The organism is Halomonas halocynthiae DSM 14573 (assembly GCF_000425725.1).
Taxonomy (GTDB): domain Bacteria; phylum Pseudomonadota; class Gammaproteobacteria; order Pseudomonadales; family Halomonadaceae; genus Halomonas; species Halomonas halocynthiae.
On sequence record NZ_KE384440.1, the window covers coordinates 92,223 to 107,026 of the forward strand.

15 protein-coding genes are annotated in these 14,804 nt (G+C 54.9%); 9 read left to right on the plus strand and 6 right to left on the minus strand.

The genetic code is table 11. The annotated features are described in order from the left end of the window. Positions 1 to 91: 91 nt before the first annotated feature. Positions 92 to 475: a nuclear transport factor 2 family protein gene (locus H616_RS0109550; RefSeq protein ID WP_027967167.1), complete on the plus strand. Its 384-nt coding sequence runs from the start codon at positions 92 to 94 to the stop codon at positions 473 to 475. A gap of 46 nt (positions 476 to 521) precedes the next feature. After that, positions 522 to 1,964, plus strand: a complete 1,443-nt coding sequence (locus tag H616_RS0109555) for an NAD(P)/FAD-dependent oxidoreductase (protein ID WP_027967168.1) — start codon at positions 522 to 524, stop codon at positions 1,962 to 1,964. A 60-nt stretch (positions 1,965 to 2,024) separates the two neighbouring features. On the opposite strand, the gene H616_RS15430 is transcribed toward H616_RS0109555, so the two are convergent. Together H616_RS15430 and H616_RS15810 are read right to left on the minus strand one after the other, a co-directional pair. Next, entirely contained in the window at positions 2,025 to 2,360 is a 336-nt protein-coding gene (locus tag H616_RS15430) for a LysR substrate-binding domain-containing protein (RefSeq protein ID WP_084155826.1), read from the minus strand. Positions 2,361 to 2,554: 194 nt separating this feature from the next. After that, the gene (locus H616_RS15810) at positions 2,555 to 2,713 is read right to left on the minus strand and encodes a LysR family transcriptional regulator (protein ID WP_084155828.1); all 159 of its coding nucleotides are present in this window, start codon (positions 2,711 to 2,713) and stop codon (positions 2,555 to 2,557) included. Positions 2,714 to 2,889: 176 nt separating this feature from the next. Here H616_RS15810 and H616_RS15650 point away from each other — a divergent pair, with 176 nt between their 5' ends. Further along, positions 2,890 to 3,096 (plus strand): GTP-binding protein, encoded by a 207-nt coding sequence (locus tag H616_RS15650; RefSeq protein WP_027967169.1) that lies wholly within the window; start codon positions 2,890 to 2,892, stop codon positions 3,094 to 3,096. 96 nt (positions 3,097 to 3,192) lie between these two features. On the opposite strand, the gene H616_RS0109570 is transcribed toward H616_RS15650, so the two are convergent. Beyond that, positions 3,193 to 4,152, minus strand: coding sequence for a LysR family transcriptional regulator (locus tag H616_RS0109570; RefSeq protein ID WP_051234178.1), 960 nt, complete (start codon positions 4,150 to 4,152; stop codon positions 3,193 to 3,195). A 114-nt stretch (positions 4,153 to 4,266) separates the two neighbouring features. On the opposite strand from H616_RS0109570, the gene speB reads away from it, so the two are divergent. Beyond that, the gene (speB, locus tag H616_RS0109575; RefSeq protein ID WP_027967171.1) at positions 4,267 to 5,244 is read left to right on the plus strand and encodes an agmatinase; all 978 of its coding nucleotides are present in this window, start codon (positions 4,267 to 4,269) and stop codon (positions 5,242 to 5,244) included. 63 nt (positions 5,245 to 5,307) lie between these two features. After that, on the plus strand, positions 5,308 to 6,678 hold the full coding sequence (locus H616_RS0109580) for a YjiH family protein (protein WP_027967172.1): 1,371 nt from the start codon (positions 5,308 to 5,310) through the stop codon (positions 6,676 to 6,678). Positions 6,679 to 6,784: 106 nt separating this feature from the next. Here the strand turns inward: H616_RS0109580 and pdxR are convergent, their stop codons facing one another. Next, a complete protein-coding gene (pdxR, locus tag H616_RS0109585) occupies positions 6,785 to 8,257 on the minus strand; it encodes a MocR-like pyridoxine biosynthesis transcription factor PdxR (RefSeq protein WP_027967173.1) in 1,473 nt (490 codons plus the stop codon). A gap of 770 nt (positions 8,258 to 9,027) precedes the next feature. Here pdxR and H616_RS0109590 point away from each other — a divergent pair. The 4 genes from H616_RS0109590 to H616_RS0109605 all read left to right on the plus strand — a co-directional run bounded on the left by H616_RS0109590 (position 9,028) and on the right by H616_RS0109605 (position 12,589). Beyond that, positions 9,028 to 10,041, plus strand: coding sequence for a TRAP transporter substrate-binding protein (locus tag H616_RS0109590; RefSeq protein ID WP_027967174.1), 1,014 nt, complete (start codon positions 9,028 to 9,030; stop codon positions 10,039 to 10,041). 167 nt (positions 10,042 to 10,208) lie between these two features. After that, positions 10,209 to 10,700: a TRAP transporter small permease gene (locus H616_RS0109595; protein WP_240470574.1), complete on the plus strand. Its 492-nt coding sequence runs from the start codon at positions 10,209 to 10,211 to the stop codon at positions 10,698 to 10,700. Between the two features lie 2 nt (positions 10,701 to 10,702). Then, positions 10,703 to 12,043 carry a TRAP transporter large permease gene (locus tag H616_RS0109600; protein ID WP_027967176.1) on the plus strand — a complete coding sequence of 447 codons (1,341 nt, stop codon included), beginning with the start codon at positions 10,703 to 10,705 and terminating at the stop codon, positions 12,041 to 12,043. Between the two features lie 57 nt (positions 12,044 to 12,100). Next, positions 12,101 to 12,589: a universal stress protein gene (locus H616_RS0109605; protein WP_027967177.1), complete on the plus strand. Its 489-nt coding sequence runs from the start codon at positions 12,101 to 12,103 to the stop codon at positions 12,587 to 12,589. 67 nt (positions 12,590 to 12,656) lie between these two features. Here the strand turns inward: H616_RS0109605 and H616_RS0109610 are convergent, their stop codons facing one another. Then, a complete protein-coding gene (locus H616_RS0109610) occupies positions 12,657 to 13,439 on the minus strand; it encodes an IclR family transcriptional regulator (RefSeq protein ID WP_051234179.1) in 783 nt (260 codons plus the stop codon). Between the two features lie 89 nt (positions 13,440 to 13,528). After that, positions 13,529 to 14,803: a TRAP transporter large permease gene (locus H616_RS0109615; RefSeq protein WP_027967179.1), complete on the minus strand. Its 1,275-nt coding sequence runs from the start codon at positions 14,801 to 14,803 to the stop codon at positions 13,529 to 13,531. Position 14,804 lies beyond the last annotated feature (1 nt).

Consider the following 14,804-nt stretch of genomic DNA (forward strand, 5'->3'; position numbering starts at 1 on the left):
TAGTCAGCGGGTGCCGTACGGTAGTGGATGATAGCTGCCGGTCGCTTTCCCGCTTTTATTTACATTGCTTCAATGGTGCTTAGGAGAAAAAATGAGTCAAATTGATACTGTTTTCCTTCAGTCTTTTAGTGATGCTTTGAATCGCCACGATATAGATGCTGTTATGAGTATGATGACTGATGATTGTGTTTTTCATGCTGTTGGTGGCCCTGACTTATTTGGCAAGAGCTTTGTTGGCCAGGCCGAAGTTCGCCAGGGGCTCGAGAATGCTTGGAAGGCGGCGTCCGATGCCTGCTGGACTGATGCTGAGCATCATGTGGTCGGTGACAAGGGGTTCACTGAGTCTACCTATCAGGGCACCACTGCTGACGGTGTGCGCTCTGAGGCGCGGATGATTGATGCCTTCACTTTCCGTGATGGCAAGATCGCCGTGAAGAACGCATTCCGCAAGAATCGTCCCCCCATCAATTCCTGATTGACTCGGGCTTGAACACGGGACCCAGACTGTTAGGAGTGCGATCATGGAGACAACAAGACTAACAAATGGGGTGGAGGCTGAGGCCACCAAGACCTCTCCCGCCCTGCCATATGATCCGGCCTATGATCCCCTGAAGAGCAAAACCCCGGGGACGGGTCGTGACTATGCGCCAACCTACTGGGTCGGCACCGCCGGCGAGCCGCCGGCTGATGACGGGCCGATCACCCAAGATACGGATGCCGATGTGGTGATCATCGGCTCTGGTTTTACCGGATTGACCGCGGCGATCTTCCTGGCCGAGGAGTACGGGATCAAGGCCACCGTGCTGGAGGCCAATCGGACCAGCTGGGGCTGTTCAACCCGCAACGGCGGGCAGGCACAGTGCGCCTCGGGGCGTCTCAAGCGCTCCCAGTGGATCCAGCGATATGGTCTGGATACCGCGCTGAAGCTGCATCGCGAATGCCTCGACGGTATGGCAACTTTCAAGGAACTCATCAAGGACATCGACTGTGATCCACAGCCCGGCGGTCATCTTTATGTGGCGCATCGTGACAAGATGGTGCCGATCCTTGAGAAGGAGGCCAAGCTGCTGCGCGAAACTTTCGATTACGATGCTCAGATTCTGGATGCCGATACCGTCAAGCGCGAGTGGATCGGTGATCAGGAAGCGGCTGGGGCCATGCACGAGCCTGAGGGCATCGGCATCCATGCCGGTAAGCTGGCATTCGGCTATCATCGCAAGGCTCGGGCTCTGGGAGTAAAGATCCATCCGGCAAGTCCGGTACAGGGTTTCGAGACCCGTGACGGCGTGCACTACCTGCAGACTCCGGGCGGCGTGGTTAAGGCGCGGGCAGTGGGTATTGCCACCGGCGGTTATACCTCCCAAAGTCTGCATCGTGAGCTCAAGAATCGATTGCTGCCGATCCTCTCGAACTCCATCGTCACACGACAGCTGACAGATGATGAGATCGAGGCCTGTAACCTGCGTACGCACCAGGTAATCACCGATACGCGGATCCTGCGCCACTACTATCGTTTGCTGCCAGACAACCGCTTGCAAATTGGTAGCCGCAGTGCCATCACCGGCCGCGATGCGCCGCAGAAGGCGCATGAGTTGAGGTTGATTGGCGACATGCATCGTAAGTTTCCTGCGCTTCAAGGCATCGATATCGATTACTCATGGTGGGGCTGGGTGGATGTTAGTCACGATATGATGCCGCGTATCCATCAGCCTAATACCAAGGAAATGGTCTTCTACGCCCTGGGCTACGGAGGCAATGGCGTGATGTATTCAGCTCAGGCCGGGCGGCGCCTCGCGCAATGGATCGCCGGGGATGGGCAGAAGCTAGATCTGCCGATTTTCACCTCCAGGCTGCCGTTCCCCAATCTGCGTGAGCTGGTTGAGTCACAGGCCTTTGCACCGTTTCGGCGCACTGGGCAGCGGTTCTTGTATCGCTGGTATCATCTCAAGGACGAAGTGATTTGAGCGTCGATTACTGGCGGTTTGGCGAGCCTGCGCCCGCCGAATCACTATCACGCTTCTCAGTCACCCGCTCTGCTCGATGAAGGGCGTGACGGCTGGATTAGAGTTGTCAAGATGCCAGGCGAGCTCGATGCTCAGCCTGGCATCGCTGTTTTCCAGCGGATGAATGGCGATGTCACCTCGTGTGTGGTTTAGCTCGCAATCTGGGTAGAGAGTCACGCCCATTCGGGCAGCCACCAGCCCCGGGATGCTGTCATTATTGGGGGTTCCCAGCGCGACGCGGGGAATAACTCCTGATTTTAGACAGTAGGACTGCAGGTGAGGAATGAAGTGACGCCAGCTGTCGGAGTTGCCGAGTATGACGAAGTCACGGGCTAAAGCTTCAAGGGGGGGGCCGATGTTTTTCTAACGGATGATCGTGAGAGTCGTGCGGTCTCAGCTCGATACTGACATCGGGGAAGGACTCATAGAACTGTGACAGGCACCTAGGCAAAGGCCCGTTGATGTCCAAAACGATATATCCGATAGTCAGGTAGCCAGATTCGCCGCCAGCAGCTCTAACAGTACTGGCGCTGGTATTCTTTAGGATGTGGCTACTTTCCTGCACTCTCTATAGAGCGCTTTTCTTTTCTATAGAGCGCTTTTCCTTCTGCCGTTAGCGCGACATTGCGGTCATTTCGTTTGAGTAGTGTCACTCCTGTCAGCGCCTCTAACTGACGTATTACTCTGCTGACAGCCTGGGTGCGGCCTATACACTGCGCCTAGGTCACCTGGCAGGCAGTCTCGAGATTGGCAAATTCGCCGACATGGTCGCGCTGGATCGTGACCCGCGGGCCCCGCTACCTTAAGCCCTTAAAGAAATACGGGTAGCGGCAACGGTGCTGGGGGCGTGCATGAAGCCGAATGAAGCGTCGAAGGTGCCCTGACGGTGATCGACGGTTTCGACGATATTAACATCGACGTCGAGCTGATCGACCATCGGGACGATCAGGTGATTCAGCTGGCCAACGGCTGCATCTGTTGCACCCTGGCTGAGCAACTGATCTGCACCGGCCGAACGGGTCAGCGCTTCGAGGCGCTGGTGGCGGGGCTGAACGGCCTAGAGCGTGACAAGAGGGTGAGAGGTTCCATCTAGCTGAGCCGTCGTAAAAGAGAACCGGTGCTGAGCCATCATGGCGGCCCCGTTTTTTGTCGATATGCGCGTGGAATCGTCGGAGCGCGGCTGGTTGTGTCAGGGGAATGGTTCATGCTGACCATACTCGTCAAGCAACAGTTGAAGAAAAGAGTCTCTTAGAAGATGGGGTTGCGTTTCGTTCTTCTGTACAGCCATGAAGGTGGTGTCAAAATGAAACTTGTCAGGTAGCAAGGCTCGCATTTGAGAGTCATTGGTCCACTGGCGGGCATAGTGTTCGGGAAGGAAGCCGATGAAGTGCCCACTCAGGATCAAGTTGGCAATACCCTCCATCTGGTAGGCGCGCGCAGTGGGCTTCAATAAGGATTGCAAGTTGAGCAGGTTGATATCCGGCTTGTAGGCGGGCGCGACATAGTCATGATTACATAGCTGCGCACTGTGAAGCATATTTTTTGAGTGCGAGTAGAGGGGATGCCTGTGGCCGCAGTAGAGGTAAGATGTCTCGCGATATAGCTTGTGATAGCGCAACCCGGGAAGCTCTTGGTGACATGGCAGGATGCCGATATGCAAGCGGCCCTCAATCAGGGCGCGCTCAATCTCGTTGGGCCCGGTCGTTTCCAGGGTGATCGTGACATCGGGGCCCAGCTCCTTAAGCCGAGCGATCACTGAGGTGATCTGTGAATTCGGATCAGAAATGGTGTTGTCGGTCAGGCCTAGGTGTAGATCTCCCACTAAACGGTGATGTATGGCATTGATGTTGGAGCGAAACTTTTCCAAGTCGGCCTGTAGTTTTAACAAATTATCATAAACTTGGTTCCCCTGCCCTGTGAGAGAAAATCCGGCCCGGCCTCGGTTGCATAGACGCATGCGAAGGCGTGTTTCAAGGTCGCTCATATAGCGGCTGATGGCCGAGCGGCTGATGTTGAGTTCCACCTCAGCCGCCGAGAACCCGCCACACTCCACGACGTTTTTGAAGATCCGCAACAGACGAAGGTCAAAGTCGCTGATTTCGCCAGAGAGGGCGCTGACGGCTGATTTTTTAGTTGTGTTTTTTGTCAACCTTAATTTCCTTGTTTGTTATTTATTGAAACATAAAGCGGCGCTATTACTGTGTCAACGAGAGCTATCGATGTAGCTCTCGTTAGCCAACTCTCGCTGTAAGGAAAAAATGACATGACAGAACAACACAACCGTTTTATGCCCGTCGATTCCAATGGCACGCCGCGCTTTGCCGGTATCGCGACATTCATGCGGCTCCCTCATGTGCCGCTTGAGGAAGCGCAGGACGTGGATATCGGCCTGATCGGCGTACCCTGGGATGGGGGAACTACCAACCGAGCCGGTGCTCGGCATGGTCCGCGCCAGATGCGTGACCAGTCTTCTCTGATGCGCAAGTTCCATCCCAGTTTAGAGATCAATCCTTATCAGCTAGCGAACTGTGCTGACCTGGGGGATACCCCAGTCAACCCTGTCCTGATTGAGGATACGCTGAGCCGCGTAGAAACCTTTTTTCGACAAGTCGTTGATCAGGGCATTCTTCCTCTGACAGCCGGTGGCGACCATCTGATCAGCCTGCCGGTGCTGCGTGCCCTAGCTGAGCGTCATGGGCCGCTCGGTATGGTTCACTTCGACGCCCATACCGATACCTTCGATCGCTATTTTGGAGGCTGTAAATATACCCATGGCACGCCTTTTCGGCGTGCCATTGAGGAAGGCGTGCTGGATCCCAAGCGGACCATTCAGATCGGTATCCGAGGAGGGCTCTATAGCGAACAGGATGATGTCTGGGGGCTTGAGCAGGGAATTCGTGTCATTCGCATTGAGGAATATGAAGATTTGGGTATGAACGCCGTGATTGACGAGATCCATCGCGTGGTAGGCGATCAGAAGACCTATGTGAGCTTTGACGTGGACTGCCTGGATCCAGTCTATGCCCCAGGGACAGGCACGCCGGAAGTTGGAGGGCTGAATACACTCGAGGCTCAACGCATGTTGCGCAACCTGATTGGCCTTAACTTGGTCGGGGGCGATGTCGTTGAGGTGTCACCACCCTTCGACCCTAGCGGTAATACAGCGCTTGTCGGCGCGACAATGATGTGGGAAATCCTCTGTGTTCTGGCTAATAACATAGGTCGAAAAGGCGGTCGTTAGTATTTGTAATCGTTGCCCATGAATCTCCTAATAGTAATGAAAAGTATAATAATGGAGTAAGCTATGGAACTTAGAAAGAGTAGCAAAGAGAGTCGGCCAAGTACGAAATCCGTTCTGAGATTTTTGTTGCCGTCCTTGGTCGGCGTCGGGGCTTTTCTTGTGCCCATAGAATACAATGGCCAGATCACCATCCTGATGGCGGTCCTGTCTGACTGGCTCAAGTCCGAGCTCGCCGATTACATGATGTTGATCGTACTCGCGATTATCGGCGTATCGGCGCTGGCGACCTGTTTCTTCACCTTACTGGCTCCGCGTCTGCTTCGGCAGGGGTCGTTTACTGCTGAGTTGTTTTCCGTGAGTTTTCCCTGGCTGTTGTTGCGTGTTCTGGGGCTGGCTATCGGGCTGATGGTTTATTTTCAGGTAGGTCCCGAGTGGGTCTGGTCAGAACGCACGGGGATGATTGTGCTGCGGGATCTGGCCACGGCGATTGTAACCATCTTTCTGTTTGCCGCCTTACTGCTGCCGCTGCTGACGGATTACGGTCTGATGGAGTTGGTTGGCACGCTGTTTCGAAATATTTTCAGGAAACTATTCTGTATCCCCGGACGAGCCTCCGTTGATGCCACGGCATCTTGGCTGTCTTCTGCGGCAGTAGGTGTCTTGATTACCTCGCAGCAGTATGAGCGTGGTTACTATTCGGCTCGGGATGCCGCGGTGATCGCGACTAATTTCTCTATTGTGTCGGTACCATTCACATTAGTGATAGCGCAGTTTGTGGGGTTGGGGCATCTCTTTATTCAATTCTACATGACGGTCGTGGTTGCCGGTATCGTGACAGCTATCATCGTGCCGAGGCTGCCTCCTTTGTCACGAATTCCCCATAGCTACTACCCCCCGGAAGGTAATGCATTGAATGAAGACGTGCCCAAGGAGGTCTCGCTCTTAGCCTGGGGACTGCATCAGGCCGTGGAGAAAGCCGAGCAGGCTCCGAGCCTTAAGGGCCTTCTGCAGTCCGCGCTGAAGAATGTTTGTGATATCTGGTTTGGCTTGATGCCGCCGCTGATGGTTATCGCCACTGCCGGACTGGTCGTTGCGGAGTTTACGCCCTTCATGACCTGGTTGTCTTACCCTTTTATTCCGCTTCTTGAGCTGCTTCAGATTCCTGAAGCTGGCAAGGCCGCGCCGGCGCTGTTGCTTGGGTTTGCGGAGATGTTTCTGCCGGCGGTAGTGGCCGCTGGTATTGAAAGTGAGCTGACACGTTTCGTGATTATCGCTGTCTCAATCACCCAGCTCATCTACATGTCCGAGGTGGGGGTATTGATACTCAAGGTCAAGATTCCGCTTGGGTTCATGGATCTGGTCAAGATTTTTCTGCTTAGAACTCTCGTCAGCTTGCCGATCATCAGCGTGATTGCTCATTTTGTAGTGTTCTGAAAGTCCGCCCTTTCTAGTAGTACTTGGCCTTCGGAACTAGCGGCAGGGTCATCGGCTCCAGAGCTTGTCTACTGGGAATGATATGGTCGGTGAGCAGATGTAGCTGTTAGTGTGTGTGGACCGCTTGAGGAATCAGAGCCGCGAGGCGTGCGATTCCCTCTTCTATGCGATTGTCGGCAATCGCCGAAAAACCGAGCCGGAAGTACTCTCGGCGTGGAGAGTCGAAGAAGTGGATGTCGCCGCACTCGATCAGAATGCTTTGCTCGGCGGCTAGGCGCCTGAGCTTTTGGCAATCGAGACCCTTAGGCCCCTTGATCCAGAAACAGGAGCCACCGTAGGTGGGAGGCAGCGCGGCGTGTGGCATGTAATGAGCGAGAGCATCTCTCATCAATTGCCAGCGTCTGTGGTACGCCTGATGCATCTGGCGTAGCAAGGCGTCGTGATAGCCGCGGTCGAGAAACAGTGCCACGGCACGTTGGTTGTTGGTTGGCGGGTGCCGCAGCATCAGGCGTCTCAGTGCTCGAGCTTCGCGAATCAAGGTGGGGTGGCCCACCATGTAGCCGAGACGTAGCCCGGGGGCCAGAGTCTTGGAGAGGCTGCCTACATAGATGACTCGTTTGTGACGGTCCAGGCTCTTGAGTGCCGGTGTAGGACTTTCCAGATAGTTGGTTTCGCTTTCGTAGTCGTCTTCGATTATCAGAAAGTTATGTATTTCGGCCATGTCCAGCAGCTTACGACGACGTTTCAGGGGCATGGTGACCGTGGTTGGTGACTGATGACTGGGCGTGGTATAGACAAGCTGGCAGCTTGTGATATCGGCCTCCAGCTGCATCCCCTGCTCATCGACCGGCAGCAGTAGAATATCATCCGTAAAGGTGCGCGCGGTGTTGTAAACATCAACGTAGCCAGGGTTTTCCATGCCGAATCGGCGTCCGGCCTTAAGCATTAGCATGCAGGTGATCCACAGTGCTTGCTGGGCGCCAACGGTCACCAGAATCTCCTCGGGCTTGGCCCAGACTCCGCGACGAGGGAGCAGACGCTGGTGGATTTGCTCGATCAGCATTGGGTCATCGTTGTTAAGATGATCCACGGCCCAGTTGCGGATGGCCGGTACACTCATCGAGTCGCGGCTACATTCACGCCAGCGCTGGGTAGGGAATAGATCAGGGTCAATCTGGCCGTACAGGAACGGATAGTCATAGCTGGGCCAGTCATTGGGCTTGTTGATGGTTTTCTGCTGGGAGGGGAGCATGGTCAAAAGCTCCTCCCAGGGCAGACGGTCGGCATCTATATCGTTGAGGCGTACGGGTTTTTCGGCGCGGCCCTTGAGAATCTCGGGGTTGACGAAGTAGCCGCTACGCTCCTTGGCGATCAGGTAGCCGTCATCAAGCAGCTGCTCATAGGCTAGCATTACCGTGTTGCGAGCTACGTGCAGGTCCTTGGCTAGCTTCCGGCTTGAAGGGAGAGCTTGCTCCAGCGGCAGGTGGCCATTGAGGATGGCTCGAGCCATTTGCTCTCTGAGCTGACGCTGTAAGCTTGTCGGTAGACTTGAGTCTAGGTGAAAAAGCAACTCGCCCATCAACTTTTTGCGCGAGAAGCCCCATATCTTCCGAGTGGGGAGGGATAGCGTGTTGTCCGCAAGGACAACCCTAGTCTCGCTTCCTTTTTTGTTGGCTACCTATGCAGTGAGTGGTGCGTTCAGTATCCATGGCTAAGCCCATCTGAAAATATCGATTCTATCCAACGTCGGAATTAAGAAGGGTTGATGGGGTGGACGTTCGACCATGTGCGGCCTGTCTACAGCCAAGGCTTTGCTATCTTACTTACCGATGCGTTTTATTGAAAGGCATGAAACACATCATTCAGGCGTAAAAAACACAGGTAAACTGTAGGTATTACCAGTGTCTGCACTTTTGTATCGCAACGCTTCAGATAAAATCAGCCAAAATGCGCGGAATCGTTAACATCCGTTGGGGTCGTGAGCTTTCCAGCGAACATAGTACTGTCGCCATGCTTAAGGGCTCTCGGGTGGTGTTTCATCAATTTTTTTGTTCAAGGAGAGGTGCTCCCCCTGATCTCCATAGCTGCACAGGGTATAGTGCCGGCATCAGGGGGCGCCCAATAGCGTAAGATATTTAGGTGTTTGATTTTAAATGATATATTAAGTTTGTCAGTTGCAACTGGACCAAAGGGTTGGGTGATATTGGTACTAGTTCGTAACTTACTAAGTGCGTAAAAACAAAAAGTAGGAAGTTGGTAAGCCTTATATTTTTAAAAAAGCTTGTTGAACTGGCTTTTTAAAAACAGCCTTTCCTGTCATCAAAGACAATAATAAAATTGGAGTTTTTCATGCATATTCAAAAACTGGTCCTTCCCATGGCGGTATCTGCGGTTAGCCTTGCGTTGAGCGGTAACGCGCTGGCCGAGACTTGGAAAATGGCAGTCGGCGACGCCGCCGGCGGTACCCAGTACGAGCTTGGCAAAGCCTTTGCAGAGTTGATCGAAGAGAAAACCGGTGGCGATGTGACCGTCGATCTCTTCCCCAACGGCCAGTTGGGCAGCGAGCAGGACACCGTAAACAACGCCAGCATGGGCTTGCTGGACCTGTCGATCGTCGCTATCAACAATATCACTCCGTTCTCGCCGACCGTGGGAGTGCTGACACTGCCCTATGTTATCCAAGGGCTCGAGGACGCTAAGACGTTGACTCAGGGAGAGATTGGCGAAGAGCTGGCGGAGAATACCATTCGAGATGCTGGGGTGCGCCTTCTCGGTTGGGCCTATTCCGGCTGCCGTCGTCTGACCAACTCCGCTCGTCCGGTGGCGGAGCCTGCCGATCTCGATGGCCTAGTTATTCGGGTACCCAAGAATGAGATCATGATTTCTGCCTACCAGTCCTGGGGAGTCAATCCTAACCCGTTGGCGTGGTCGGAAACCTTCACCGCCCTGCAGCAGGGCGTGGTCGATGGTCAGGATAACCCCTATATCACCATCGATGCTATGAAGTTCTATGAGGTACAGGAGTATGTCACCGACAGCTGTTACGTTTTCTCGCTGGAGCCGTTGATCATCGGCGAGGGACAGTTCCAGAGTCTGAGCCCAGAGCTTCAAATGGCTGTACTTGAGGCCGGTAAAGAAGCTACCGAGCATAGCTACAACTACCTGGTGGAACGTGAAGAAGCCATCAAGGAGAGCCTGGTAGAAGAGCACGGCATGAAGATCGTTGAGCCTGCCAACGACGAACAGGAGTGGATCGAGCTTGCTACTGGTATCTGGCCCGATTTCTACGACAGCATTGGCGGCAAGGAAAAGTTGGATGAGGTGCTCGCGACACTGGGTCGTGAGTCCGCTCCGGAGCAGTGATCCTGGCTTTGTCATGACGGCGTGAAACGCCCCCTACTCCGATCGTGATCTGGGGTAGGGTTGTTCCTAGAAAGTTCTCGCCTCAGGGGGTCAGCTTAATGAAACACTGTCTCAAGATAATCGATAATCTGGAGAACTATCTCTGTCAGTTTCTCCTGATATCTTTCGTGGCGTTGCTTTTCGCACAGATCCTTTTGCGCAACCTGTTCAGTTACTCGTTGCCATGGGGTGATGAATTGGCGACATATGCTTTTGTTTGGTTTGCCTATCTTGGTGCGGTATATGCCACCAAGATGTCGGCACACAACCGTGTGACATTCCAGTTCAAGTTTCTTCCACGCTGGGTGGAGAAAGTTTGCGGTCTCTTGACTGACCTGATTTGGATTGGATTCAATGCTGTATTTATTTATATGAGCTATGACTTCGTCTTCAACAAAATGAATCTGTTCTGGAAGTCTCAGACCCTGGGCGTTCCGATGAAGTATTTTTATCTAATTCTTCCAGTCGCCTTTGCTGCCATGACCATCCGTATTCTTCAAAATAACTATCTAAAGTTTGTCAAGAAGGTAGATGTCGTCGACCCCGAGTCCAAGGAAGTCGAAAAACTCAAAAGTACCGGTAATGAAGTACAAGATGTACCGGAAGGTCGGGAGAAATAGGAATGGATACGACGATTATTTATGTCCTGTTTGGGGTCTTCTTTCTGCTGCTGATCCTAGGTGCCCCGATCACTGTCTCCCTGGGTGTCGCGGCACTGGCGACCTATATCAGCCTTGGGGAAAACCCCATGGCGTTTGTACAGATCGCTTTCACCTCGGTAGGGGCCTTTCCGTTGATGGCTTTGCCGGCGTTTATTCTTGCCGGGGCATTGATGGAGGCCGCGGGAATCTCCAAGCGGCTAGTAGATATTGCCGAGGCCTTTGCTGGCCCAGTGACCGGCGGGCTGGCTGCGGCTACGGTGTTTGCCTGCATGTTCTTCGGTGCGATCTCAGGCTCCGGCCCCGCCACTACCGCTGCGGTAGGCATGCTGATGATTCCGGCCATGGCCAATCGTGGCTATGATCGAGGATACGCCTCGGCCATCACTGCCTCCTCGGGTGGCTTGGGTGTTGTGATACCCCCCTCGATCCCCATGGTGATCTTCGGTATATCGGGGATGGGCCTGCAGCCACCGCCGGAGGCTGTCGCTGAGCATGGCGTCTTTCAGACACTCTCTATTCCCAAGCTGTTCATCGCTGGCATTCTGCCTGGCGTGGTGATTGCCGGCTGTCTCTTGAGTATCAACTATTTTATTTCACGTAAGCGTGGCTATCGTGGATTGACGGATCACTGGTCGTGGTCTCAGGTACGCAGCACCCTGCGCAAGGGTATATGGTCGATGCTGGCTCCGATCATCATCCTGGGTGGCATCTACACCGGCCTGTTTACGCCGACCGAGTCGGCCGTGGTCGCGATTGCTTACACGCTGATTGTCGGGATCTTCCTGCACAAGGAGCTGGCGTGGAGGCCTGCACTCCGGACTCTGGAGACCACTACCTGGATCACCGGTCGTGTGTTGCTGATACTGTTCACGGCTACCGTATTCGGGCGTCTGTTGGTAGAGCAGCGGGTGCCAGCCTATATTGCTGAGGGGATGCTGAGCTTTACTGACAATATCTACCTTATCTGGGGCATGGTCATCTTTTTCCTGCTGTTTGTGGGCATGTTCATGGAAACGCTGGCGGCGATCATGATTCTGACGCCGGTGCTGCTGCCCATCATGTACATGCTCGGGATGGACCCGGTGCATGTGGGAATCGTGGTGGTCTGTGCCCTGGCGATTGGCTTTCAGACGCCGCCACTGGGTGAGAACCTGTTCGTCGCTTCGGGTATTGGAGGAGCGTCGATCGAGGAGATATCGCTCAAGGCGCTGCCCTTTGCCGGTGCTTCGGTCGTGGCCCTCTTTATCATTGCCTATTTCCCGCAGATATCACTGTGGTTACCCAGTCTACTGGGTTACTGATCAGTCCACGATGAGCCGCTACTGGGTCACGATGCCGGTGGCGGCCGAGGAGGAAGCATGAGTCATGGTATCGAACGCATCCTGTGCTGCGTGGGCTTACGCGCGGATAGCGACTACGTGTTGCACCAGGCAGTGTTCCTGGCACTGGCCACACAGGCCGAGTTGCATATTCTGCATGCGGTTAAGGCATTTCCCGATGAAATGAGAAATACACTGAAGGTTAATATTCGCGACCGTGACGTACTGAATACGTTAATGGAACAGCGTGCCGTGCAGGCTCAAGGTGAGCTGGAAGCCAAGCTCGCTACCTTCTGGCAACGCCATCCGGATCTGCATGAGACCTTTTGCGATCGTCAGATAAGCAGCACCGTGCTGGAGGGCTATCCGGCGTCGGTGATTTCCCATTTCGCCAGCCGGGGGAATTTTGACATGATCGTGATGGCCGCCAACAAGCGCAGATTTTCTGCCAACTACGCGGGTAAGGTAACCAAGGGAGTGATTAAGCGGGCTAAGGTTCCAGTAGTGGTGGTGCCTAGGAGTCCTTGATACTTAGTGCCCAAGTCATTGGCTGTACGTTGGTTGAGTACCTGGCCCCATATTGCTGAGGGAGCGGCTATGCCCATAGGGTATCCTGAAGTTCCGATGCAATACGCCGCATCAGCGGCGCCCATTCCTTCAGGCTTTCGGTAGTGTGGCGCAGGCAAGGGGCATGCACGGCCAGCGAGGCCTGGATGCGTCCTGCCTGGTCATAGACGGGTACTGCCACGGCGACCATGCCCTGAATGAACTCTTCATCGTCGGTGCTTAGCTCCTGGTCGACAATCGTCTCCAGGCGCGACTCGAGGTCGTCGACGGTGGTGGCGGTGTAAGGAGTGTGGGCATCCAATGTCAGATGCTGGATGAGTGAGCGTCGCTGATGGGGTGGTATCAGCGCCAGGAACAGCTTGCCGCTGGCAGTGCAGTGAATCGGTAGGTGGGAACCGGGCGACAGTTGGATGCGTACCGGCCAGTTGGTCTCGACACGCTCGTAGTACATGATCTCATGGCCGTCGAGCAGTGTCAGGTTGCAGGTTTCGCCGATTTCATCGGCCAGGCGCTTGAGCAGGATTCGCCGTGGAGCTTTCAGCCGCTCGTTGGAGAGCACCCCCATGGCGATGCGGTGGAGACGCCCGCCGGGCAGCAAGTGGCGGCCTTCCAGGTCGCGTATCACGAACTCCTGCTCCTCGAGTTGCTTGAGCAGGCGATGCAGAGTCGGTTTGGGAATCTCCAGGTGACGTTCCAGCTCCGTGGCACTCATGCCGTGAGGGGCCGTGGAGATGGCCTCGAGCAGTGACAGGCCTCGCTGGAGAGTAGAATTGGTTGTATTACGACGTGAGGTGGAGCTGTCGGTCGACATATTTAAGCCTCGTTGACAGAAAGCGGCAGTAAGTGAGCATGATAACGCGACAAGCCCGAAGGGGCTTGCCGCATTTGCATTTACCGAGGTTAGCCAACCAAGGCCAGAGATAGTGCCGGCCAGAGGGAGATCGCAATCCAGCAGGTGATCAGGGCGATGAAGTAGGGAATCACGAACTTCACCAGGCGTAGGTAGGGGATGCCCGTAATGCTGCTGGCCACATAGAGATTGAGGCCGAAAGGCGGCGTGACAAAGCCAATAGCGGCTCCCACTAGGAAGATCACCGCGAAGTGAACCGGGTCGACGCCCGCATTCTGGGCTACGGGCGCGAGAATCGGTGCCAGGATGATGGTGACAGGCAGGCTCTCCAAGATCATTCCCGCCATCAGGATCATCAGCATGCAGGCGCCGAGGATCACATAGTAGTTGCCGAGTCCGCTGAGTATCTCCTCGAGTGCCTGGCCTGCACCTAACACCGATAACAGCTGCTGCATGACCACCGAGATGGCGATCAGGGGCGCCAGCATGCCAGCGATCTGTCCCGAGCGCAGCATGATGCTAGGCAAGGCAGTGAAGCGGATCTCGCGGGTGATGAGCAGGCCCGCCACTAGGGTGAAGCCCACGGTGATGGCGGCGGCTTCGGTGGGTGAGAACTTACCCGAGTAAATTCCATAGAGCACCACGCCGATGGTGGCAAAGCCCAGGTAGGCACGGCGTGCGAAGCGGGCGCTGGTCCCGATCTTGAAGGGAATCAGGGTGCCCCAGCCATGGCGTTTGGCCACCAGATGACAGGCCGCCATCATTCCGAACACCATCATGGCGCCGGGAACCATGCCGGCAATGAACAGGTCACTTATCGACAGGTTCATCATGAAGCCATAGACAATGAAGATGATGCTTGGCGGGATGATGATGCCGACGGTGCCCCCCGAAGCGGCGGTAGCAGCGGAGAATCGCTCATCGTAGCCGTTCTTGATCATTTCGGGCTGCATGATGGAGCCAATGGTCGCGGTAGTGCCGGCATTGGAACCGGAGATAGCGGCAAACAGACCGCAGGCACCCAGCGTGGCCATGCCCATCCCGCCACGCAGCCAGCCAAGCACCGAATAGGCGAAGTCGGATAGACGCTTGGCAATGCCGGCAGCGTTTATCAAGTCGCCGGTTAGGATGAATAGGGGAAGGGCCAGCAGGCCAAAGAAGCTCAGGCCCTGGAACAGGGTGACGCCGATGTTGGCCAGAGTGAAGTCGATCACCATGCTGGTGCCGACGGTCCACAGGCCAATGACCAGAAATATCGGCACGCCGAGCAGGAAGATAGTGGTGCAACCGGCCGTGACCAGGCCGATCATGATTCCGTCTGTCATG

Excerpts from the sequence above, each read along its gene's own strand:
- H616_RS0109550 (WP_027967167.1), top strand. The coding sequence starts at position 92 with ATGAGTCAAATTGATACTGTTTTCCTTCAGTCTTTTAGTGATGCTTTG.
- H616_RS0109555 (WP_027967168.1), top strand. The coding sequence starts at position 522 with ATGGAGACAACAAGACTAACAAATGGGGTGGAGGCTGAGGCCACCAAG.
- speB (WP_027967171.1), top strand. The coding sequence starts at position 4,267 with ATGACAGAACAACACAACCGTTTTATGCCCGTCGATTCCAATGGCACG.
- H616_RS0109580 (WP_027967172.1), top strand. The coding sequence starts at position 5,308 with ATGGAACTTAGAAAGAGTAGCAAAGAGAGTCGGCCAAGTACGAAATCC.
- pdxR (WP_027967173.1), bottom strand. The coding sequence starts at position 8,257 with ATGGGCGAGTTGCTTTTTCACCTAGACTCAAGTCTACCGACAAGCTTA.
- H616_RS0109590 (WP_027967174.1), top strand. The coding sequence starts at position 9,028 with ATGCATATTCAAAAACTGGTCCTTCCCATGGCGGTATCTGCGGTTAGC.
- H616_RS0109600 (WP_027967176.1), top strand. The coding sequence starts at position 10,703 with ATGGATACGACGATTATTTATGTCCTGTTTGGGGTCTTCTTTCTGCTG.
- H616_RS0109605 (WP_027967177.1), top strand. The coding sequence starts at position 12,101 with ATGAGTCATGGTATCGAACGCATCCTGTGCTGCGTGGGCTTACGCGCG.
- H616_RS0109610 (WP_051234179.1), bottom strand. The coding sequence starts at position 13,439 with ATGTCGACCGACAGCTCCACCTCACGTCGTAATACAACCAATTCTACT.
- H616_RS0109615 (WP_027967179.1), bottom strand. The coding sequence starts at position 14,803 with ATGACAGACGGAATCATGATCGGCCTGGTCACGGCCGGTTGCACCACT.